Below are 23,061 nucleotides of genomic sequence, written 5' to 3'. Positions count from 1 at the left end.
ATATAAGTAGAGGAAAGTGATAATATGGCACAATTAAGAATTGAAAATTTACATGTAGCAATTGAAGGAAAAGAAATACTCAAGGGTGTCAATCTTGTGATTAATGAGAATGAAATCCATGCAATCATGGGTCCCAATGGGAATGGGAAATCAACACTTCTTTCTGCTATAATGGGTCATCCGCGTTACGAGATTACGGAAGGATCTGTTTATGTAGATGATATCAATGTTCTTGAACTTGAAGTGGATGAGCGCAGTAAACTCGGATTGTTTTTAGGAATGCAATATCCACAAGAAGTCTCTGGAGTAACAAATTCTGATTTTTTAAAGTCCGCTTTAAATGCGCGTCGTGAAACACCAATCGGTTTATTTGAATTTGTGAAGTCCATGGAAGGCAGCATTGAACGTCTTAAAATGAAAGAAGATCTTGCACATCGCTTCCTAAATGAAGGATTTAGTGGTGGTGAGAAAAAGCGAAATGAAATCTTGCAGATGATTATGTTAGAACCACGGTTTGCGATGTTGGATGAAATTGATTCGGGACTTGATATTGATGCACTCGCACTGGTTGCTAAGGTATTAAAAGAGGAACAAGATAAACAAAAAATGGGATTAATTATTGTAAGTCATTATGAACGGTTCTTTGAGCTTATTCAACCAACTCATACACACATCATGATTGATGGTCGTATTGTATTAAGTTCGGATGAAACACTTGTAAGTAAAATTGATCGCGAAGGTTACGATTGGATTGAAGGAACGCTTGAAAAAGAGAAAGCGACAAAACGTCCAAGTGTCCTTGGAACATGTGCGGTGCGTGAAGCAATGGGTGATAAATAATGACGGAATTTAGCTTGACGGAACCGATGAATTCAATCGTACTTGATATTCAAGGTGAAGAAAAAGTATCCATTACGATTCCTAAACGTGCAACGGGTACCCTCTATATTATTGCGAAAGGTCAAGGGTCTCTTGATCTAACACTTCATGTATCAGAACAGGCGAATTTTAAATATTTGTGGATCAATCAAAGTGATGAAGCTTTGGAAGTGAATGAGCACATTAAGTTGTATGAACACGCGCACTTAATCGCAAACTATGGTGAGATGAGTCAAGGAAACCATCAAAAATATACCCATATTGAGTACCTTGGTTTGGGAAGTCATTGTGAATTTAAAGGCGCAGTGATTGCTTTTAATAAACTAAAATGGACGGTAAAGGCAGATCATCAAGCCCGTAAAAGTTATGCAATGGTTGAGTGTAATGCGATTGTCCTTAATAAAGGAAGTCTAAATCTAGAAGTAATAGGAAGTATTGCTAAAGGAAATTCAGGATCTGAAACCCATCAAATGAGTCGCATTATGAATTTAGGAGAAGATGTTCATGGTGTAGTGTATCCGATGCTTCTTATCGATGAAAATGATGTAGCAGCATCACATGCGGCTTCTGTGGGCCAACCGAATGAAGAGCACATCTACTATCTTCAATCCCGTGGTTTAACACGTGAGGATGCCTTGCGTCTTATTATAATGGGTTATCTCATGCCAATTGTAGATGCAATTGATGATGAAACGATTCAAACACAATTAAAAGAAGAAATTACAGAGAAGGTGAATACACAATGGATTCAATAAAAAAAGATTTTCCTTTTTTTAAGCACCATCCAGATGTTAGTTATCTTGATAATGCCGCTACAGCTTTAAAACCTCAATGTGTTATTGATGCTGTTGTTGATTATTATGAACGTCTAAGTTCCAATATTCATCGCGGAGATTATGATACATCCCTTGAAACCAGTGATTTATATGAAGCCGTTCGAAAGAAAACGGCGGATTTTATTCAAACAACACCGGAGTCTATTATTTTTACTTCGGGAGCGAGTGAATCTTTAAACCTTGTTGCAAGTGGGTATGCTAAATATTATCTCAAAAAAGATGACGTGGTGCTGTTAAATCAAGCAGAACACGCATCCAATATTCTTCCTTGGTATGCAATGGCGGAAGAAATTGGTTTTAAAGTTGAATTTGTTCCCCTGGATGATGCGGGTCATATTACACTTGAAATGCTTTCGAGTGCATTTCACGATAAGGTAAAACTGGTATCGATGGCTCATGTATCCAATGTTTTGGGATATGTTAATGATATTAAATCATTCGCAAAGTATGCACATGACCATGGCGCGTTATTTTGTCTTGATGCAGCTCAATCAATCGGACATATGCCAATTGATGTCAAAGACTTAGATGTTGATTTTATGGCGTTTTCTGCGCATAAAATGCTGGGGCCTACAGGTGTAGGGGTTCTTTATGTCAAACCCGAAATACAAACGAAAATGTATCCCATCTCCCATGGAGGCGGCAGTAATATTCGTTTTGATGCCTGTGGCATCGTGGAATTAAAATCTGGACCTGCGAAATTTGAAGCAGGTACACCGAATATTGAGGGCGTGCTTGGTTTTGGCGCAGCACTTGATTATTTAACTCAATTTGGTATGAAGCGCATTCACGCAATTATCTTGCCACTTCATCAACGTGCATTGGATGCATTGAATGCGATGGATCATATAACGGTTTATAATCAACATGCGGATATGGGGCTTATTACATTTAGTGTGAAGGGAATTTTTGCTCAGGATGTTGCAGCATATCTCAATCGTGAGGGTATTAGCGTTCGATCGGGTGAGCATTGTGCAAAACTTATTAATGGGGCATTAAATATGGAAAAAAGTGTTCGTATTTCATTCTATTTTTATAATAATGATGCGGATGTTACGAAATTGATAAAAGCGTTAGAGACGATTACGTTGGAAAAATGTATCGACCTCTATCTATAGATTTGGAGTGATAAAATGAATTATTTTGAAGATCCCCGTTTTCTTCGACAACTAATTATGGATCATTATGAAAATCCACGAAATAAGCGGACCGACGAAGCATATACAAAAAAACGTGTCAGTACGGATTCCTGTATTGATGATTTAACCATTCAAGCATCCATTAAAAATGGCGTTATTGAAGATGTTTGTTTTGATGGTCAAGCGTGTACAATTGCGACTTCCGCTGCCTCAATTATGACCGAGCTTGTGAAAGGGAAGACTTTAGAAGAAGCCGAAAAGATTATTGCTGAATATAATCGAATGATTCATCTGGAATCTTTTGATGAGGAGCTTCTTCAAGAAGCGGTTGCGTTTAAAAATGTTGGGCGACAAGCGAATCGGATTACGTGCGCAACGTTAGGGTGGCGTGGTTTGACGGATATTATTGAAGAAAGTAGGGATAAAGATGAGTGAAGAGAAAATTGATGATCGCGATCGCTTACCAAACGAAGAATATCAATACGGTTTTCATGATGAAATCGAAAGTGTTGTAGCATTTGATAAAGGTTTAAATGAAGAAGTGGTGCGTGAAATTTCACGGCTTAAAAATGAACCTGAGTGGATGCTTGAAATACGCTTAAAGGCTTATGAATCCTTTAAGGAGCAAAAAATGCCTGCATGGGGTGCAGATCTTTCTAAGGTAGATTTTGATGAATACATCTATTTCTTGCGTGCGAGTGACCAAGTGGAGCGCACGTGGGAGGATGTTCCTGAAGAAATTCGCAATACTTTTGATCGTCTTGGAATTCCAGAAGCAGAAGCTAAATATTTGTCAGGTGTGGCGACTCAATATGATTCCGAAGTCGTTTATGCAAGCATGCTTCAGGAAGTGGAATCTAAAGGGGTTTTATTTTTTGATATGGATACGGGATTGCGCGAACATCCTGAAATTGTAAAGGAATATTTTGGAAAGCTTGTACCTTACAATGATAATAAGTTTGCGGCATTGAATACAGCGGTATGGTCTGGAGGATCGTTTATCTATATTCCAAAAGGAGTAACATTGGATAAACCATTGCAGTCCTATTTTAGAATTAATGCTGAGCAAATGGGGCAGTTTGAACGAACCATGATTATAGTGGATGAAGGCGCCGATGTGCATTATGTTGAAGGGTGTACAGCACCGATTTACAAAAAAGATGCAATGCATGCTGCAGTCGTGGAGATATTTGTTCATAAAAATGCTAAATGTCGTTATACGACCATCCAAAATTGGTCATCAAATGTTTACAATCTTGTCACAAAGCGTGCCCAAGTTGAGGCACACGGAATGATGGAGTGGATTGATGGTAATATTGGTGCTTATATAACTATGAAATATCCTTCGTGTGTTTTAATTGGAGAATATGCTAAAGGTATGACCATCTCTATTGCTGTTGCGGGGGCTAATCAATGGCAAGACGCTGGAGCGAAAATGATTCATAAAGCACCCAATACTCAAAGTACCATTATCTCAAAATCAGTATCACGCAATGGTGGTACTGTGAATTATCGAGGTATTGTGCACCATGATAAAAATTCAATAAATGCGAAAACTAAAATTGAGTGTGATACGTTGATACTAGATCCGCTTTCTATGAGTGATACCATGCCAGTCAATGTTGTCGATACCAATGCGTCCATCATTGAACACGAAGCGCGTGTGTCGAAGATTTCTGAAGAAGAACTTTTCTATCTTATGAGTCGGGGATTAAGTGAAGAACAAGCGTCTGAAACGATTATTATGGGATTTTTGGAACCCTTTACTCGGGAATTACCGATGGAATATGCGGTTGAATTAAATCAACTTATGAAAATGGAGATGGAAGGCTCTGTTGGATAAAAAAACGATTGCTCAGGGAGTCTTAGAGAAGCGCAAGCAATACGATGTGCTGATGCGTGCTCCCTGGGATAGCGTAATTCATAATGCTGTAATGGATCGTTTAGAAGGGCATCAAACAATTGCACTTTATGCTGCATTTAATCATGAAGTGGATACTTATGGAATGATGGAAACGTTATTTTGGGATGATCGCTATACAATTTGTTTGCCTAAAATTAAAGGGGAATCGATGGACTTCTACGCGATAACAGGTTTTGAACAGTTACAACCTGGGGTGATGGGGATTCTTGAACCCACAACCAATCATAAAATTTCAGCAGATGAAATTGATGTGGTAATCGTACCCATGGTTGCTTTTAATAGACAAGGTTATCGTATTGGTTATGGTGGCGGTTATTATGATCGTTTTCTTAAAGGTATTAATGCAATAAAAATTGGTGTTGCGTATTCGTTTCAAGAAACAGATATTCCATTCCAACAAGATCATGATATTCGTTGTGATGTTATTATTACTGAAAATGCAATTATGAACCCTAATCGCGATTAGGGTTTTTTTGGCCCAATTGGTGAAAACATTAGAGAAATAAATGGTATAATGAGGCTTAGAGTGTATGAGGTATAAAAATGTCTAATAAATCAAAGATTATCAATTTTAGTGCTGTTATGTTTTTGATGTATGCTTCACATGGATTGTTGTTTCCACAAGTAGTGCCCTTTTTAACGCATCTTGGGTATTCGGCATCACAACGGGGACTTATTCTTTCTTTTCTAGCCATCATTGCGATGGTAGGCCAAATTCTATCCGGTTATTTATGTGATCGATTTGGAACGATTAAGCGATTTTTTATCTACGGAACATTTATTTTAGCGGCAACAGGGATGCTTTCCTACTGTATAAATATACATAATTTTTATTATCACTTCTTCTTAGTAGGAACGATGGCAGGTGTTGTTCGAATTCTTTCGAATCTTTTTGAGACATGGGTGTTGGAAGTTGATGGCATTTATCATCAATTTAGCTTTATTCGGAGTTTTGGTTCGCTTGGGTGGGCCTTAGCATCGCTCGTGTCTGGATTTTTTATCCATCGCTATGGTTATGCATCATTAGGCTATTTGTCTGGCATTTTAAGTTTTGTGGTTATTTTTTATTCTTTTAAACTTGAAGATGCGTCCAAACAAAGTCGGGATGGTGTGGCGACGACACTCAGTTTTAAAGATTTAAAAGTACTTTTCACGAATAAACGTTACATGTATTTGGTTCTTGTTTTTACACTGACCTATTTTGTAATCAATGTGGATTCAATTACCATTACGGATTATATGTTTCATCTTGGGGGTAATGCTCAAGATGTTGGGATAAAATGGTTTGTGGAGGCACTCAGTGAGATTCCACTGATGTTAGTGGGGGGCGCCCTACTGAAAAAATACGGTGGCAAAAACTTAATGGTTTTTTCCAGTATGATTATGATCATTCGAATGATAACCTATGGCATGGCGACATCTGTGTTCCAAATTATTGTCCTATCAACACTTCAAGCAATCACATTCCCACTTATTCTGGTGGCACAAAAAGATTTAATTTTTAGAGAATCACCAAGTCATTTACGTTCAACAGCACAGATGTTCTCGATTTCAATGAGTATTGGATTCTCGGCAATCATTACACCACTTGTCTCAGGGATTCTCGTTGAACAGATGCCAATTCAAACGGTTATCTTTATTTTCGGAGCTATTATGGTGGTTCCTACAGTCATGATTTCTATCTTTAAACCGGCTCACACAAATTAACACAGTTTCGGCGAATTCATACCATAATGTTTTTGTATTCTATACACGTAAACATTTTGTTTACAATGACTATATTTCTTCTCCTTAAAAATAAATATGGTTACAGATTTCCCTTGTTAAATAATATTTTTCCGAAAAAAAGGCGTATTGCCTTTTTTTTATGGCTCTTTGAGTTTTACATTACCTTAAACGATGATTTCATGGTAGAATATTATATGTTGAAAGAGGTATTATTATGAATATTGTTCAATTAACATCTGAATCAATTCGTGAGTTACGTGAAAAACGTAATGGTATCATGAAAAGTATGATTGAAGGGCAGGATGGATCCCTCCTTGTTTTAGGTGGGTCTTTTGCGGGGGAAGATCGCCAACGTAACATTGTGTCCTATGCAGTATTCACCATCTTTTTTGAGCTTTGGGAACGATTCAATATGGAATCTTGGTCGTATACGTTTGATGAAGAAGGACTAATGTTCTACATTAAACTGGACGAAAGCGCAAAAACGGTCAAAGATATTTTGGTTCACTATGAAGATCACCATCCATTAGGCTTTGCAATTGATAGTGATGTGTTCGATTGTGATCAAAAGTGGACCCGTGAAGCGCTGGGATATAAAAATAGACTTGATGACTACTATAAGTCCTCGCTTGAAGAATTGATGAATGATATTGTAGAAGATCCAAAATACATTGATAATTATACTAAACGAGTTGAAGGTTATATTGTAAAAGGTGATAAACAGACAATTCTGTCGAACATCTTAGTTTATGGGTATGTGAGTTCATTTACCAAAACAATGGGGTTTGGTATGTATGGTCCCAATTATCGTGGCAGTAATGAACAAATGAATTTCGAAAAGTTTATTCATCTTGTTCGTACATACAAAGATGAAATGCAACGGATATTCTCAGTGAATAGCACAAGTACGGTTGATATTGCTCGTTTCCAAAACGAAGTTGAAACGAAGATTCAACGTGCCGTTTTAAATCAGCAATCCTACCACTATACCGTATTCATTACCAGCACAGTAATGTTTGCATTTATTAATTCACGAGGCTATGCAGATATAACGAAACAAATTAAAAAAATAAGTGAAGGGTTTACTCAGAATAATATGTTCACTGAGGAACCGAAGCGCTATGAAATCTTAAATAACGGAATGCGCGAAGTATTTAATCAATACGTTCCGTTCTTACAAAAAAATAAATCGATTACATCAACGTTACTCTATATTATGAGTCGTCATGATGATCAAGCGGTTTTAATGCATAATGGAGAACAAGCATTATTAAAAACACAATTTTTAGCTAAGAACTTGATTTTTAAAGAAGATAAGTGGCCAGAGCTTGATAAGTTTTGTGCATCTGGGTATATATATCCTCATGATGCGACAACGCTTTTAGCGGTCACATGCATGCTTGATATTATGCAACGATATTATTTAAAAATTAAAATGTTATTTGATACACAAGAAAAATAAAGGTGGAAAAGAAAATGAATTTTTTAGAAGAATTAAACTGGCGTGGTCTTGTTAAGGATGTTACCAATTATGAAGCGTTGGAAAAACGATTAGAGCAGCCAATTACGCTATATTGTGGGTTTGATCCAACTGCGGATTCCCTCCATGTCGGTCATCTTCAACAACTAATTTTATTAAAGCGTTACCAAATGCAAGGTCATAAGCCAATTGCATTGGTTGGAGGCGCAACCGGGATGATTGGTGACCCACGTCCTACAACAGAACGCTCAATGCTCGATGATGCAGACTTACAAAAAAATGTAGATGGTATTGGGGCTCAGATTGAACGTATTCTCTCAAGTGATAATAATCCAGTTACGATTGTAAACAATCGTGATTGGCTGGGAGATTTAACCGTTCTTGATTTCTTACGGGATTATGGTAAATTTTTCAGCGTAAGTAATATGTTGGCAAAAGATACGATTGCAAAGCGTTTAAGCACTGGAATTTCTTTTACAGAATTCTCATATACAATCTTACAATCGATTGATTTCCTTCATTTATACAAAAACTATGGTATTGAACTACAAATTGGTGGGTCTGATCAATGGGGAAACCTTGTTAGTGGTGCAGATCTAATTCGTAAGGTTGAAGGGCCAGAAGCTGAAGTATTTGGTATTACCTCACACTTAATTATGAAATCAGATGGCACAAAATTCGGTAAGAGTGAAGGTCAAAATATCTGGTTGGATGAAAACCGTACGGATGCTTATAGTTTCTATCAATTCTTCATTAATACAAGTGATGACGATGTGATTGATTTCTTAAAACGTCTTTCGTTTAAGAGTGTTGAAGAAATTCAAGCAATCGAAGCGTCATTTATTAAAGAACCACATTTAAGACTTGCGCAAAAGGAACTTGCAAAGGAATTAACAGAAGTTGTCTTCGGTAAGGAAGGTCTTGCAATGGCAGAACGTGTCACCAACGCACTCTTTTCAGGTAATGTACAAGAGCTAACCGTTGACCAAATTCGTCAAGTGTTTGCAGACAGTGCATCCATTGAAGTAACGGCTGATGAAAATATTGTTGAGTTACTGGTTAATACTAAAGTATGTCCAAGCAAGCGTGAAGCACGTCAGCTCATTGAAGGTGGAGCAATTCGCGTAAATGGCGAAGTTGTGAGTGATACAAATTTTGTCGTTTCTAAGGAAAATGCAATTGGTAAAGAAGTGACCGTTGTACGCCGCGGTAAGAAGACGTATCATATCTTTAACCACACAAACTAAATCGTAAGAGGTATAATATGAAAAAACTATTTTTGGTACTCTTGAGCATGATGTTGTTAACAGGGTGTTCAGTGAATGAAAAAAAACTCTATACTGAAAAATTGAAACGGTATGAGTCTTATTGGAATGCAATTAACGATAATGACCGTTTTGTTGAGTCATCACGTTTCTTTGATATTTCGGCGACCATTGAAAAACATGAAGATTTATATGTCTATGGCGTTGTGATTGATAAGCCAAAGATTGCCATGTATGGTGTAGAAATTGTTGTTCTTGAAAACAACGAAGATTACCATGCGGATAAAATGATGCCAACTGCGGGTATTTTTGATTCGGAATATAATTTAGTTCCAGGGCAAGTTCGAAAAGATCGTAACTATATGGGTGGGATCAGTCTTGCTGGGGAAGTGGATGTTCCAGAAGTAACATTGAATATTCTGGTTTCATGGCGTAATAATACAAAACTTGAAACACAACGAGAGTTTATTCAGTTTAAATTAAAATATGAGGAACCTAAAAAAGAGGAATCCAAATCCAATAAAGATGATTCAAAAAAAGAGGAACCTAAAAAAGAAGAAGTAGTAGATAAAACCGAAGAAGACGATGAGTAGCATACGATTTAAAGAAAACCATTCTAAATAATTGAATGGTTTTTTCTTTGTGTTCAAATACTCATAAAAAAAACTTCCTCATTGAGGAAGTTTTAGGATTATGAAGATTAACGGTTGTAGAATTCAACAACTAATGCTTCATTAATTTCTTGGTTTAATTCGCTACGTTCTGGTAAACGTTTGTATTCACCTTTGAATTTATCTTTGTCAAATGTAACATAATCAACCATTGATACATTAGCTTCTAAAGCATCTTTGATTGCTGCCATTGAACGTGAAGATTCTTTAACTTCAATTGTTTGACCAGGTTTTACAATGTATGAAGGAATATCAACTTTTTTTCCATCTACTAAGATATGACCATGGTTAACTAATTGACGCGCTCCACGACGTGTGCGTGATAAGTTCATGCGGTATACAACGTTATCTAAACGTGATTCTAACATGAATAAGAAGTTGTGACCTGCAACACCTTCAAGTTTTGAAGCTTTTTTGAATGTGTTATAGAATTGTTTTTCAGTAACTCCATATGTATAACGAATACGTTGTTTCTCACGTAATTGTAAACCGTAGTTTGATAATTTTGGACGACGTGCTTTACCATGTTGTCCTGGTGCATAATCGCGACGTTGTAGCTCTTCACCTGTTTCGAGGATTGAGAAACTTAAACGACGTGCTTTTTTCCAAACTGGACCTTTAATTCTTGCCATAATACTGACCTCCTAATATGTCATTAGCGAGTTCCACAAATTATTACTAGTTGAGTTTATCTATAATCGTTTCCCTGTACAGCGTAGGTACTTTGATTCCTGCCGCGGGATAAACACGTGGCTAATAACTTTGCGTGCTGCACTAAAAATATGACGCTTATATAATATACCTAAATTGAGGTGAAAAGTCAACGAAACACATTTAAGAACTAAGCTATCTATGGTACAATAAATTCAACGAGGTGAACGTATGAATTTTCAGATGATATTAAAGTTTATGAATGACTACAAATATATAATTGCTGTTGTCCTAGTGCTGTTAATCATTGGGGTTTTTGTCTACATACGTATGGCTAAAAAACGTCGATTGAATAAAGCCTTTGAAACCTTAGAGGTGCGATACAACGAGCTCATGAGTATTCCTGTGTTGTTCAAAATAAACAAAGCAAATGGGTTGGCTAAATTAAACCCGGATGTTGAGAAAAAAGTTTCAGAGTGCAAGGCGGAGTTTAGTGAGATCAATGCACGTCAAGAAGAAATTTCAGATGCACTTGCAGATTCTGAAGATGCACTTGCATTTGGGAAACTAAAAGAAGCTTCAAAACACTTAACACGTTTGGATGTATTGATTACTGAATCCATGGAACAGACGGTTTCCCTAAATGATAATCTCGAAACGTTACTCGAGCAAGAAACACGTCAACGCATGGAGATTACAACATTAAAAGATCGATTTAGAGAATTGAAAAAAAATGCGATTGAAAATACATCGGGATTGGGGGATGCATTCCCGACAATTGAAGATCAAATTAAAGAAATTGAACAAAACTTTTCGGTTTTTGAAGAATGGATGTATGCATCTGATTTCATGAAAGCTCAGGAAATCAGTGAAGAGACACGTGCTTCAATTGATGATCTAGAAATTAAAATTACAGAGATTCCCAAACTTTATGAGCACGCTAAAGGATTAATTCCACAATTGCTGGATGAAGTCTCAAAACTTTATCAAGGTGTTCGTCAGAACGGAGTTTTTGTAGAACATCTTGAAGTTCCTAAAAACATTGGTGTTTTAAGTGAGATCCTTAAAGATGACTTGATTAATATTGGTCAAGGCGAAATTGAAAAGTCACGGACGAGTCTTAAGGAAAGTCAAAAGCGACTTGAACAACTTGCCCTCTCAATTCAAAAAGAAGACAAAGCACAACGTGAGGTTGATGCGTTAAGTGAAGAAGTGTTTGAGAACTTAGAGTTTCTTGTGGATAGCATCAGTAAGATGTGCAAGGATGCACATAAAGTTGAGACGCGTTTTAATTTCGACGGGTATACTGAAAATGTTGGCGTATTCTCACAACGCATTCAAGAATTTAGTGAATCCGGTGTGAAGGTTTCAAGAATGATCGAGGAAGAAAAAATCCCGGCCTCAACGATTCTTATTTCGCTGCAAGAACTTGGTCAAGATGTTTCAATGCTTAAAGATGAGTATCTTGCCATGAATGAAAAAGTAGAACGTGCGAATGCAGATGAAGTGCGCGCAACGAAGCAATTACTTAAGCTCCATCTTATCATTAATGATGTTCAAGTAAGAATTCAAAAACGTTCATTACCTTCGATTTCCGATAAATATGCTTCGGATTTAGAACGTGCTTATAAATATACTGATCAAGTGAAAGAAATGCTAGGTCAAGATGTAATCGATGTTAAACTCTTAAACGCTACAGTTGATGAGGCAATCGATTATATCTACAAACTACACAACAACGTCAATAACTTGGTGGGTGTAGTCGACATGTGTGAAAATGCAATTGTTTATGCAAACAAATTTAGAGCTTTTGTTCCCGATATCGATGCCGAATTAACCCGTGCAGAGTTATCCTTCAATAGTGGTGATTATACACAGAGTTTGACTACAATCATTAATTCTATTGATCGATATAGACCGAATACGGCTTATGAGGAGATGATTCGTGACAATGCAAAAAGCGCACGATAAACCAATTTATTTAGATTATTCAAGTACAACACCGACGCGTCCAGAAATTTTGAAGGATGCGTTGGTGATTATGGAAAAATATTACGAAAATGCTGATTCACTTCATTATGGTGGCCAGCGTGTGTCTGATCTTGTAGTGCAATCTCGTGATGCATTAGCAAAAATGCTTGGTGTACTCCCTCATGAGATTTTTTTCACGTCTGGAGCCAGTGAATCAAACAGTACTGCAATTAAGGGAATTGCCCTTGCAAACCGTCATCGTGGTAAACATATCATCACAACATGTGTTGAACACAGCTCCGTCATGGGTGCTGTGCAACAATTAAAAGATGAATTTGGATTTGAAGTTGATTATCTCAGTGTTGATACAAAAGGATGTATCTCACTTGATGAATTGAAGCAAAAACTTCGAAAAGATACAGTTCTTGTCACAGTTATGGCTGTTAACAATGAAGTTGGAAGTATTACTGATGTTCAAGAAGTGGCGCGTATAACGAAAAAATATTCGAGTGCGTATGTTCATATTGACGGTGTTCAAGCGCTCGCTCGCCATGATTTCCCCATGAAACAAATTGATAGTGTTTCTTATTCTGCACATAAAATTTATGGTTTGAAGGGGAGTGGATTGCTCGTTAAAAAAGCAAATGTTAAGTGTTTGTCACTGATTAATGGGGGACAGCAAGAAGGTGGATTGCGTGGAGGAACTTTAGATAATGTTTCCGCAATTTTGTGGGCGAAAACACTCCGATTGGCAGTTGAGGACCACAAACGCTCATTTAATGATATAATACGCATGAATAAATTTTTATACGATACTTTCGATGGAATGGAAAACATCCACATTAACTCAGATATTCACGGTTCACCGTATATCTTTAACATGTCAGTTTTAAATGTTGGATCGGAAATAATGATGAATGGCTTAAATGCAAAAGGCATATACGTATCAGCACAGAGTACGTGTAATTCGAAGTCGTTGGAACCTTCTCATGTATTAAAAGCCATGGGCTGTGATGAAACATGCGCACTTACAAGTGTTCGCATCAGTTTATCACACCTAACGACAATGGAAGAACTCGAAAAAGTTTGTGAAACAATATTGGAGATAAAAAATTATGTACAACACTAACTATGAATTTATTGTTTGCCGTTATGGTGAACTTTCAACAAAAGGGAAAAACCGACGTAATTTTACGGCACAATTGGTGCGTAATGTTCGTTCGCAATTGGTAGCATTTCCGAATCTAACGTATCGTGAGACATACGATCGTCTGTATATTACTTTAAATGGAGAAGATGGATTGGCTGTTAGTGATGAACTGCGCCATGTGTTTGGTTTAAGTTCCTTTTCACTTGCAGTTAAAGTTGAGCGAGATTTGGATGTTATTGCGAATGTCGCTGCAGAAATGATTCAAAAAGAAGAAGGCAAATCGACGTTTAAAGTGATTGCTCGTCGTCATGACAAATCCTATGAACATATTTCTGACGTTATTAATCGCCATGTTGCAACCAAAATCTTACAAACAACAGAATTCAAAGTGGATGTTCGTAAGCCGGATGTGGGGATTATCATTGAAGTTCGAAGTGACTCAGCATATATCATGATGGGGCGCGTTGAAGGTGCTGGTGGATATCCAGTAGGGATTCAAGGTAAAGTTATGGTGATGCTTTCGGGGGGAATTGATTCGCCGGTCGCTGCTTACTTGATGATGAAGCGTGGGGTTCGTATTGAAGCAATCCACTTTGCATCACCGCCATACACTTCTGACGAGGCGCAAAAGAAAGTTATGGACCTTGCCCAACAACTTACAAATTACCAAGATCACATTCGTATTAATGTAGTACCTTTTACTGATGTTCAACTGGAAATTTATAAAAAAGTTCCAGAGAGTTATGCCATTACGATGATGCGTCGTTTCATGCTTCGTATTGCGGAACGTCTTGCATTCCGTCGTAATTGTCTTGCAATTGCCAATGGTGAAAGTCTTGGTCAAGTTGCATCACAAACACTACATAGTATGAAAGAAATCACAAATATTGGGACATTACCGATCTTACGCCCTCTCATTACTTATGATAAGGTAGAGATAATTGACCTCGCACGTAAGATTGATACCTATGAAACATCAATATTGCCATTTGAAGATTGCTGTACAATCTTTACACCGAAAAACCCTACAACAAAACCGCATGGGGACAAGATTTTACGTTTTGAAGAGGGACTTGATATTGATGCGCTGGTTGATGAAGCAATTAAAAACATCGAAGTAGTAGAAGTTACAAAGAAAAAACAAGAAGATACACCATCGTTCTTATAGGAGGAAGTTATGGCATTCGATAATTTAACAAACCGATTACAAGATACATTTAGAAATATGACCGGAAAGGGGAAACTTTCCGAAAAAAATATTACCGATGCATTAAGTGAGATTCGAATTTCACTTTTAGAAGCAGATGTAAGTTTAGAAGTAATTAATGAACTGTTAGAACATACGCGCAGCGAAGCGCTTGGAATGAAAGTGACGCGCGATGTTGAACCTTCACAAATGTTTGTCAAGATTGTGAATGACAAATTAATTGAGATTTTAGGTGAAGAAAAATCCGAACTTAGCTTTAATCAAAAACCCGGAATTTTAATGATGGTTGGTTTGCAAGGTTCAGGGAAAACAACGACAATTGCGAAAATTGCAAACAAGCTCAACAAAGAAGGAAAAAAAGTCTTGTTGGTTGCCGCAGACTTAGCGCGTCCTGCTGCAATTGAACAGCTGAAAATCCTGGGAACACAAATCGGTGTGGAAGTATATGCGCAAGAAAACAGCACCCCAGTTGAGGTGGTAAAAAATGCGCTTGCACACGGTAAGGATTTCGATCTTATTCTCATTGATACTGCAGGTCGATTACAAATTGATGAAGCATTAATGCAACAACTTGTCGATATTCAATCGCTAACAAAACCAGATGAAATTCTATTAAGTGTTGATGCAATGAGTGGTCAAGATGTTATTCATGTTGCGAATGGATTTAAAGAAAAACTCAACATTACAGGTCTTGTTGCTACTAAATTTGATGGTGATTCGCGTGGTGGTTCAATTCTCTCAGTACGATACATGACTCAAGTTCCCGTAAAGTTTGTTGGGGTTGGGGAAGGTATTGATGAGTTGGATGAGTTTTATCCAGATCGTACCGCTTCTCGTATTTTAGGGATGGGTGATATCGTAAGTCTTGTAGAAAAAGCGCAAGAAAAAATGGATATCGAAGCTTCTGAACGTTCAGCGGAACGCATGATGAAGGGTCAATTTACACTTGATGATATGCTTATTCAATTACAACAAGTTTCAAAAATGGGTCCATTATCTGGTCTAATGAAAATGATGCCAGGAGCGAATCAATTAGCAGGTCAAATTGATGACGCAGATGCATCAAGTACAATGAAAAAAACTGAGGCAATGATTCTAAGTATGACTCCGGAAGAACGTAACAATCCTAAAATTATTCGTTCTACACGCAAGCGTCGTATTGCTGAAGGATCGGGTACCTCTACAACAGACGTGAACCGTCTTTTAAGCCAATACGAAAAAATGCAGAAGCAAATGAAGATGCTCTCTCGTTTTATGGGTAAATAGAAACGTCTTATAAACTATATTTAAAAGAATCTCAAAGATAATCTCATTTCAAATTGACAATGTCAGAGATTTCAAAATATTGATAAGAGCAATGTTTAAAGCCTAGAAAAATTTTACTTGATTATTTAAGCTGTTTATGATAAATTATATAGGCTTAAAGCACTCTGGTTCCGCTGTTGGAATCATTATGAACCAGTTTTAACATATATAGACAGAAAAAGGAGAATTACTATGTCATTAGCATTAGTACAAGAAATTACAAAGTCACAATTACGTAACGACATTCCTGAATTCCGTCCTGGATGTACAGTACGCGTAGACGTTAAAATCCAAGAAGGTGGAAAAACACGTATTCAAGCATTTGAAGGTGTTGTTATTAAAACTCAAGGAACAGGTATTTCAGAATCATTTACAGTTCGTAAAATGTCATCAGGAATTGGTGTGGAACGTACATTCCCAATCAACTCACCTATTATTGACAGCGTAACTGTATTACGTAAAGGTAAAGTACGTCGTTCAAAACTATACTACTTACGTGACCGTTCAGGTAAATCAGCACGTATTAAAGAAATTCGTTAGTATTAGCCGTATTTATACGGCTTTTTCTTTATTGTAGGGAGGGTATGAAATGAATAAAGGCGATGATAAGTTTTTAATTGCGGTTAAAGACTTTATTAAAAGTATGGTAATCAGTCTTGTTTTGGTTATTTTAGTAACGCAATTTATTGCGCGTCCTGTTCGGGTAGAAGGGTTATCCATGTACCCGAGTCTTAACGATAAAGAATTAGGCTTTTCAAATATTTTAAGCATGAAAATGAAAGATCCAGAGCGTTTTGATGTTCTTGTGCTCTATCTTGATTCACAGAAAAAACATATTGTGAAGCGTGTAATTGGTTTGCCAGGTGAAGTTGTGGAAATACGTGATGAAAAATTATATATCGATGGGAAAGAAGTTGAACAACCTTTCTTGGATACAGATTACGTACGTGAAATGACGTCGACAGGGAAAGAGTTTTCTCGTGATTTTGGTCCGATAACGGTGCCCGAAGGTGAGTATTTTATGCTAGGGGATAACCGTATTCGTTCAAGTGATTCTCGAGATTATGGAACCTTTAAACGTGAAGCAATTAAAAGTAAAGATGTCTTTGTCTTTATACCATTTAACAAAATAAGAACAGTAGGAAAATAGGAGCGTGATTTGATGTCACAGGTACATTGGTTTCCGGGTCATATGGCAAAAGCGATTCGCTTGATTGAAGAACAAATCAAAGTCGTTGATTTTGTCATCGAATGTCGTGACGCTCGTGCACCGATGTCGACTCGAAATCCTGTTTTGTCACGGTCAATTGGACAAAAGAAACGTCTTATTGTTTTGACAAAAAAAGATTTAGCGGACCCAAAACAGAGTGAAATGTGGGTTGAAAAGCTTGAATCGGAAGGGAATGTCGTACTTTTGGTGGATGTGATTAACGATCCCGTACGTAAAATGATTATTGAAAAGACGGATATCGTCTTAAAAGAGAAACGTGAACGCGATAAACGTCGTGGAATTCGTCCTCGAACCGCACGTGCATTAATTGTAGGTGTTCCAAATGTTGGGAAATCCAGTGTTATTAATAAAATCTCAGCCCGAAAGGCTGCAGGTGTTGAAAATAGACCGGGTGTTACCCAATCGTTAAAGCTTATTAAAGTAACCCAAGATCTTGAATTGGTTGATACACCCGGTGTGTTGTGGCCTAAATTTGAATCGGAGGAAATGGGGATTATTTGTGCTGTGATTGGATCTGTAAAAGATACAGGATATCCAATGGCATTGGTTACAGATTATGCTCGTGATTACTATATTCAGTATAAACCTGAAGAGTTAAAGCGTCGTTATGAACTTGAATCCTTTGATAATTTTTATGACCAAGTGGGACGTTATCGCGGTCTTCTTGGTGAAGGTGGAACGGTGAACGACGATAAAACACGAGTCGCGTTTTTGAGTGATATTCAAAACGGTCGGATTGGACGCATTACATGGGATCGCTTATAGAAGAATTTGAAATCAATTACTGGGAGCAAGGAAAACTTGTTGTTGGGATTGATGAAGCAGGTAGAGGTCCAATGGCTGGTCCCTGTGTTGTTTCGGGTGTTATTTTCCCAAAAGGATTTTATGACGCTCGTATTAATGATTCTAAACAATTAAGTGAAAAACAACGCGATGCGTTGGTTTCCATTATTGAATCCAATGCATTATGGACATTTACAGAGATTATTCCAGTGGATGTCATCGACCGTGATAATATTTATCGAGCAACTCAAAATGCTATGAAAAAAATTGCTCTTGAGAGCAAAGCAGATATTGTGTTAACCGACGCCATGCCTTTAGATGACCTCACGGTTCCGTGTGAAGCAATCGTTAAAGGGGATGCACGTTCGCTTTCGATAGCTGCCGCAAGTATTTTGGCTAAAACGGTTCGAGATGGGCTCATGAAAGTTTATGACCTTGAGTTTCCAGAGTATGGTTTTGCGAAACACAAAGGATATGGGACGAAACAACATAAAGAAGCAATTCTCAAGTTTGGTCGTTGTCCCATTCATCGAAAATCTTTTCGATTTAAAGACGAGACACAAATATCGTTTGATATTTAGGTCTTGTTTTTTTTATTGCTTAACTAATAATGGTGATAATGTGAGAAATTACTTAAAAAATCTTGCAATCCATTTAAGAGGGGATTATTCTAGTATATGTCGTTTCATTCATGAGGGAAAAAGGGTTCCCTCATATGAATATCAAGGAAACTATATTTGTTATGGAGATCGAGATTATCCAAAGTGTTTTTATGAGTTGGACGATCCACCCTTCGTTATTTTTTATGAAGGGAATCTCTCGTTACTCCATACCCGTTGTATTGCAGTAGTGGGTTCGAGAACTCCAAGTAAATACGCTCTAAGAATGACTGAATTATTTGTTCGTAATGTAAGGGAACACTATACCATTGTTTCGGGTCTGGCTTACGGCATTGATATCATGGCGCATCGGTGTGCACTTGATTTTCAATCGATAGCTGTGGTAGGGTGTGGTTTAGATATATGTTATCCATTTAAGCATCGCGAAGTTTTTGATGTTATGAAACAAAAGCATCTTGTGATTTCGGAGTATCCGATAGGTGTGCATCCACAAAAGCATTATTTTCCATTTCGAAATCGTTTGATTGCAGCTTTATCACAAAGCATCTATGTGATGAGTGCTTTAGCGCGAAGTGGGACGATGCATACGGTTAATGAAGCATTGAAATTAAATCGAAGGGTTGTATGTCTTCCTCATAATCTGGATGATATTTCAGGAGTCGGATGCAATCTTTTGATCCAGGAGGGAGCCGAGGTGTTGACAAACCTCGAAGATTTATCCAATATATAAACTAAGGAGTGTTGGCTATGAAAAATTTAGTAATTGTTGAGTCACCTTCAAAATCTAAAACAATTGAGAAGTATCTTGGTGAGGATTTTGAGGTTGTTTCTTCAAAAGGTCATATACGAGATTTAGCGACGACCGGTAAAGGCGGTCTGGGTGTTGATTTTGATAATGACTTTGAAGCAACTTATAAAATAAGTAAAGATAAGAAAGATGTTGTAAAAGAATTAAAAGCAAAAGCGAAGAAAGCGGATGCTGTTTATCTTGCAACTGACCCCGACCGTGAGGGAGAGGCAATTTCTTGGCATCTTGCGAATGAACTAGGCGTTGATCTCGATCAAGATAATCGTGTTGTTTTTAACGAGATTACAAAAGATGCTGTTTTAAGTGCATTTGAATCACCACGTCATATTGATATGAATTTGGTAAAATCACAGGAAACACGACGCATACTTGACCGAATTATTGGTTTTAAACTTTCAAAATTATTGCAAGCTAAAATTAAAAGTAAAAGCGCAGGTCGAGTGCAATCAGTTGCGTTAAAACTAATTGTAGATCGCGAAAAAGAGATTGATGCATTTACACCAGAAGAATACTGGTCTGTTCTCGCATTTTTTGAAAATGAGGGAAATATCATTGAGACAAGTGCAGAACGTTATAAAGGGAAGAAACTAAAACTTACGAATGAAGCAGAAGCACAAGCAGTATTGGATGCATCACAAGGACCTTTTAAAATTACAAAGCTTGAGAAGAAGAAACGTAAGAAAGAATCAAAACTTCCTTTCATTACATCGACACTTCAACAAGAAGCATCGACACGTCTCGGTTTTCCTGCAAAGAAAACCATGCGTGTCGCTCAAAAGCTTTATGAAGGAATTCAGATGGGTGCAGATACAGAAGGTTTGATTACCTATATGCGTACGGATTCTACACGTCTTAGCAATGTGTTTGTGGATGACGCAAAGGCATTTATTGTAGAAGAATATGGTAAAGAATATTTAGGTAAATACCGTCAAGGTAAGAAAACTGAAAATACTCAGGATGCTCACGAGGCAATCCGACCAACAAGTATTTCGCGTCGCCCCGAAGCTGTGAAATCTTACCTGACCCCTGATGAATATAAATTATATCGTTTTATTTATTACCGAACACTTGCATCGCTTATGGCACCATCCATTTCCGATTCAGTAAGTGTTGTTTTCAGTCAAAATGATTATGATTTTAATGGTAGTGGATCGATTATGACATTTGACGGTTACTTAAGAGTATATGAATACGAAAAGACAACCGATAAGGTCATGGGTGAGTTGGATGAAGCAAAAGCTTATAATGCACAAAAAATTGAAAAGAACCAACACTTTACACAACCACCTGCACGCTATACAGAAGCGCGCTTGATCAAAGAATTGGAAGAATTGGGAATTGGTCGTCCAAGTACCTATTCAATGATTTTGGAAACGATCGTTTACCGAGCATATGCAACATTTGGTGCAGTTTCGGAAACATCTAAAACTAAAGTCTTTAAACCTACTGACCAAGGAATTCTTACAAACGAAAAACTTCAAGAACATTTTTCGGATATTATCAACGTTCATTACACCGCAAATATGGAAGATGAGCTTGATCGTATTGCGGAAGGTGAAGAAAACAATGTTGAAGCACTGCAACGATTTGTCGATAAATTTTATCCATTGCTTGAAGAAGCTGATGAAAAAATGGAAAAAATCGAAGTTGAGAAAGTTGGAGAGGTTTGTCCCGACTGTGGCGGTGAACTTGTCTACCGATTTGGACGTTTTGGTAAATTTATTGCATGTGGTAACTTCCCTGAGTGTCGATACAATCGTGCGCTGGATCAAGATAAACGTCCAGAGCCTGAAAAAACGGGCGAAATGTGTCCGGATTGTGGTGAACCTTTAGTAAAACGTAAGAGCCGTTACGGAACGTTCTTTGTAGGATGTTCAGGATTCCCTAAATGTCGATACATTCAACCCAATGAAAATGCTAAGAAACCAAAGACGAAAAAGCCGAAAGAAGCGTCAGCGGAGCATGAACCATTAGGTGAAGAAATTAAAGATTAAATAAACGCTGACATCGCTTTTAAAATTATGGTGCATTAAACACGTTTGAAGGTGATGCATCGCGTATAATTTGAAGTGTATGTCAGTTTTCTTTGGCATAAATTAAGATAAGGATGGTAATTATGAAACAACCTCAAGTTAGAGTTATAGGGGCAGGATTAGCAGGAAGTGAAGCTGCTTATCAACTTGCGAAACGTGGATTTATTGTAGAACTTGTTGAGATGCGTCCGGTTAAAATGACGCCAGCTCATGTTACAGAACATTTTGCGGAACTCGTATGTTCAAATTCATTTCGTTCGGATGATTTAAATAACGCTGTTGGACTACTAAAAGAAGAAATGCGTCGTTTTGATAGTATTATTATGAAATCAGCGGATGAACATCGTTTACCAGCCGGTAGTGCGCTAGCCGTTGACCGTGTTGGTTTTAGTGAAAAGGTATCAGAAAAAATTTCGAAAATGGACAATATTATCATTTCAAATCGTGAAATGACGGAACTGGATGATTTGCCAACGATTGTTGCGACAGGTCCCCTTACATCTGATAATTTTTCAAAGTACTTAATGAATTATCTTGGACAATCAGAGATGTATTTTTATGATGCGATTGCACCGATTGTTTCTGTGGATGGCATTAATTTTGATATTGCCTATCGTAAATCACGTTATGACAAGGGTGATGGTCAGGATTATATAAACTGTCCAATGGATCGTGATCAATTTGAAGCATTCCATCGTGCTATTTTAGAAGCGGAAGAAGCTCCAATGCGCGATTTTGAAGATGTCAAAGTTTTTGAAGGGTGTATGCCCGTTGAAGTTATGGCTCGCCGTGGTATCAAAACCATGCTATTTGGTCCGTTAAAACCTGTTGGTTTGGAAAAACCAGATGGTACGCGCCCTTATGCTGTCGTACAATTACGTCAAGATAATGCTGCTGGATCACTGTATAATCTCGTAGGATTCCAAACGCGATTAAAATGGGGAGATCAAAAACGGATTATTCAAATGATACCAGGATTGGAAAATGCTGAAATTGTTCGCTATGGTGTGATGCACCGTAATACCTTCATTAAATCACCATTACTTCTCAACCATCACTATCAATCAAAAACGCAACCAACGCTTTTCTTTGCGGGACAAGTGAGTGGCGTGGAAGGGTATGTTGAATCGGCGGCCAGTGGACTTGTAGCGGCACTTAATATGGCTCAATTCCTTAAACAAGAACCGTTGATTGACTTACCTCAAGAAACAGTCATGGGTTCGATGGCTTATTATGTTTCACATGCGAATCCCTCACAATTCCAACCGATGAATGCAAACTTTGGAATTGTAGGCAATCGTTTAAAAGATCGTGAAGCAATGTCGGTTCGCAGTCTTGCACATATCGATAAGCTCGTTTCACAGTTTGGTTAAGACACTT

The 23,061-nt window shown here is 37.5% G+C and carries 22 protein-coding genes; 21 read left to right on the top strand and 1 reads right to left on the bottom strand.

Annotated features, from left to right (window positions below; all coding sequences use genetic code 11):
- Positions 1-24: 24 nt before the first annotated feature.
- The 10 genes from sufC (at position 25) to EPJ89_RS01405 (ending at position 9,844) form a co-directional block, all read left to right on the top strand.
- Entirely contained in the window at positions 25-840 is an 816-nt protein-coding gene (sufC, locus tag EPJ89_RS01450) for a Fe-S cluster assembly ATPase SufC (RefSeq protein ID WP_200548834.1), read from the top strand.
- Positions 840-1,634 carry a SufB/SufD family protein gene (locus EPJ89_RS01445; RefSeq protein ID WP_161636659.1) on the top strand — a complete coding sequence of 265 codons (795 nt, stop codon included), beginning with the start codon at positions 840-842 and terminating at the stop codon, positions 1,632-1,634. Before sufC ends, EPJ89_RS01445 begins: the two co-directional genes overlap by 1 nt.
- Positions 1,622-2,833, top strand: a complete 1,212-nt coding sequence (locus EPJ89_RS01440) for an aminotransferase class V-fold PLP-dependent enzyme (protein ID WP_161636658.1) — start codon at positions 1,622-1,624, stop codon at positions 2,831-2,833. The genes EPJ89_RS01445 and EPJ89_RS01440 overlap by 13 nt, the downstream gene beginning before the upstream one ends.
- 15 nt (positions 2,834-2,848) lie before the next feature.
- Positions 2,849-3,289, top strand: coding sequence for a Fe-S cluster assembly sulfur transfer protein SufU (gene sufU / locus EPJ89_RS01435; protein WP_125164722.1), 441 nt, complete (start codon positions 2,849-2,851; stop codon positions 3,287-3,289).
- Positions 3,282-4,697 (top strand): Fe-S cluster assembly protein SufB, encoded by a 1,416-nt coding sequence (gene sufB, locus EPJ89_RS01430; RefSeq protein WP_161636657.1) that lies wholly within the window; start codon positions 3,282-3,284, stop codon positions 4,695-4,697. Before sufU ends, sufB begins: the two co-directional genes overlap by 8 nt.
- Entirely contained in the window at positions 4,690-5,244 is a 555-nt protein-coding gene (locus tag EPJ89_RS01425; RefSeq protein ID WP_161636656.1) for a 5-formyltetrahydrofolate cyclo-ligase, read from the top strand. The genes sufB and EPJ89_RS01425 overlap by 8 nt, the downstream gene beginning before the upstream one ends.
- 77 nt (positions 5,245-5,321) lie before the next feature.
- Positions 5,322-6,485 carry an MFS transporter gene (locus tag EPJ89_RS01420; RefSeq protein WP_200548833.1) on the top strand — a complete coding sequence of 388 codons (1,164 nt, stop codon included), beginning with the start codon at positions 5,322-5,324 and terminating at the stop codon, positions 6,483-6,485.
- A gap of 235 nt (positions 6,486-6,720) precedes the next feature.
- Entirely contained in the window at positions 6,721-7,968 is a 1,248-nt protein-coding gene (locus EPJ89_RS01415; protein WP_161636655.1) for a citrate lyase holo-[acyl-carrier protein] synthase, read from the top strand.
- Positions 7,969-7,982: 14 nt separating this feature from the next.
- Entirely contained in the window at positions 7,983-9,233 is a 1,251-nt protein-coding gene (gene tyrS, locus EPJ89_RS01410) for a tyrosine--tRNA ligase (RefSeq protein WP_161636654.1), read from the top strand.
- 17 nt (positions 9,234-9,250) lie between these two features.
- Positions 9,251-9,844 (top strand): membrane lipoprotein lipid attachment site-containing protein, encoded by a 594-nt coding sequence (locus EPJ89_RS01405; protein WP_125164718.1) that lies wholly within the window; start codon positions 9,251-9,253, stop codon positions 9,842-9,844.
- 107 nt (positions 9,845-9,951) lie between these two features.
- Here the strand turns inward: EPJ89_RS01405 and rpsD are convergent, their stop codons facing one another.
- Positions 9,952-10,554: a 30S ribosomal protein S4 gene (gene rpsD, locus EPJ89_RS01400; protein ID WP_123171693.1), complete on the bottom strand. Its 603-nt coding sequence runs from the start codon at positions 10,552-10,554 to the stop codon at positions 9,952-9,954.
- A gap of 250 nt (positions 10,555-10,804) precedes the next feature.
- On the opposite strand from rpsD, the gene EPJ89_RS01395 reads away from it, so the two are divergent.
- From EPJ89_RS01395 to trmFO, 11 genes are all read left to right on the top strand, one after another.
- Positions 10,805-12,544, top strand: coding sequence for a septation ring formation regulator EzrA (locus EPJ89_RS01395; protein WP_161636653.1), 1,740 nt, complete (start codon positions 10,805-10,807; stop codon positions 12,542-12,544).
- Complete coding sequence (locus EPJ89_RS01390; protein WP_161636725.1) at positions 12,525-13,673, top strand: cysteine desulfurase family protein; 1,149 nt, start codon at positions 12,525-12,527, stop codon at positions 13,671-13,673. The genes EPJ89_RS01395 and EPJ89_RS01390 overlap by 20 nt, the downstream gene beginning before the upstream one ends.
- Positions 13,660-14,862 (top strand): tRNA uracil 4-sulfurtransferase ThiI, encoded by a 1,203-nt coding sequence (gene thiI, locus EPJ89_RS01385; protein WP_161636652.1) that lies wholly within the window; start codon positions 13,660-13,662, stop codon positions 14,860-14,862. The genes EPJ89_RS01390 and thiI overlap by 14 nt, the downstream gene beginning before the upstream one ends.
- Positions 14,863-14,871: 9 nt before the next feature.
- On the top strand, positions 14,872-16,167 hold the full coding sequence (gene ffh, locus EPJ89_RS01380; protein ID WP_200542702.1) for a signal recognition particle protein: 1,296 nt from the start codon (positions 14,872-14,874) through the stop codon (positions 16,165-16,167).
- A 231-nt stretch (positions 16,168-16,398) separates the two neighbouring features.
- Entirely contained in the window at positions 16,399-16,746 is a 348-nt protein-coding gene (gene rplS / locus EPJ89_RS01375; RefSeq protein WP_003773145.1) for a 50S ribosomal protein L19, read from the top strand.
- A 49-nt stretch (positions 16,747-16,795) separates the two neighbouring features.
- Positions 16,796-17,356 carry a signal peptidase I gene (lepB, locus tag EPJ89_RS01370; RefSeq protein ID WP_125164714.1) on the top strand — a complete coding sequence of 187 codons (561 nt, stop codon included), beginning with the start codon at positions 16,796-16,798 and terminating at the stop codon, positions 17,354-17,356.
- 12 nt (positions 17,357-17,368) lie between these two features.
- Positions 17,369-18,202, top strand: coding sequence for a ribosome biogenesis GTPase YlqF (gene ylqF, locus EPJ89_RS01365; protein ID WP_161636650.1), 834 nt, complete (start codon positions 17,369-17,371; stop codon positions 18,200-18,202).
- Positions 18,187-18,801: a ribonuclease HII gene (locus EPJ89_RS01360; RefSeq protein WP_125164712.1), complete on the top strand. Its 615-nt coding sequence runs from the start codon at positions 18,187-18,189 to the stop codon at positions 18,799-18,801. The genes ylqF and EPJ89_RS01360 overlap by 16 nt, the downstream gene beginning before the upstream one ends.
- A gap of 40 nt (positions 18,802-18,841) precedes the next feature.
- Positions 18,842-19,570: a DNA-processing protein DprA gene (gene dprA / locus EPJ89_RS01355; RefSeq protein WP_125164711.1), complete on the top strand. Its 729-nt coding sequence runs from the start codon at positions 18,842-18,844 to the stop codon at positions 19,568-19,570.
- 17 nt (positions 19,571-19,587) lie between these two features.
- Positions 19,588-21,642, top strand: coding sequence for a type I DNA topoisomerase (gene topA / locus EPJ89_RS01350; protein ID WP_200548832.1), 2,055 nt, complete (start codon positions 19,588-19,590; stop codon positions 21,640-21,642).
- A 122-nt stretch (positions 21,643-21,764) separates the two neighbouring features.
- Positions 21,765-23,054 carry a methylenetetrahydrofolate--tRNA-(uracil(54)-C(5))-methyltransferase (FADH(2)-oxidizing) TrmFO gene (gene trmFO, locus EPJ89_RS01345; protein WP_161636648.1) on the top strand — a complete coding sequence of 430 codons (1,290 nt, stop codon included), beginning with the start codon at positions 21,765-21,767 and terminating at the stop codon, positions 23,052-23,054.
- The last annotated feature ends 7 nt before the right edge of the window (positions 23,055-23,061 follow it).

Origin of the sequence: Erysipelothrix sp. strain 2 (EsS2-6-Brazil) (assembly GCF_016617625.1) — a bacterium.
Taxonomy (GTDB): domain Bacteria; phylum Bacillota_I; class Bacilli_A; order Erysipelotrichales; family Erysipelotrichaceae; genus Erysipelothrix; species Erysipelothrix piscisicarius.
This window is presented reverse-complemented; position numbering and strand designations above follow the sequence as displayed.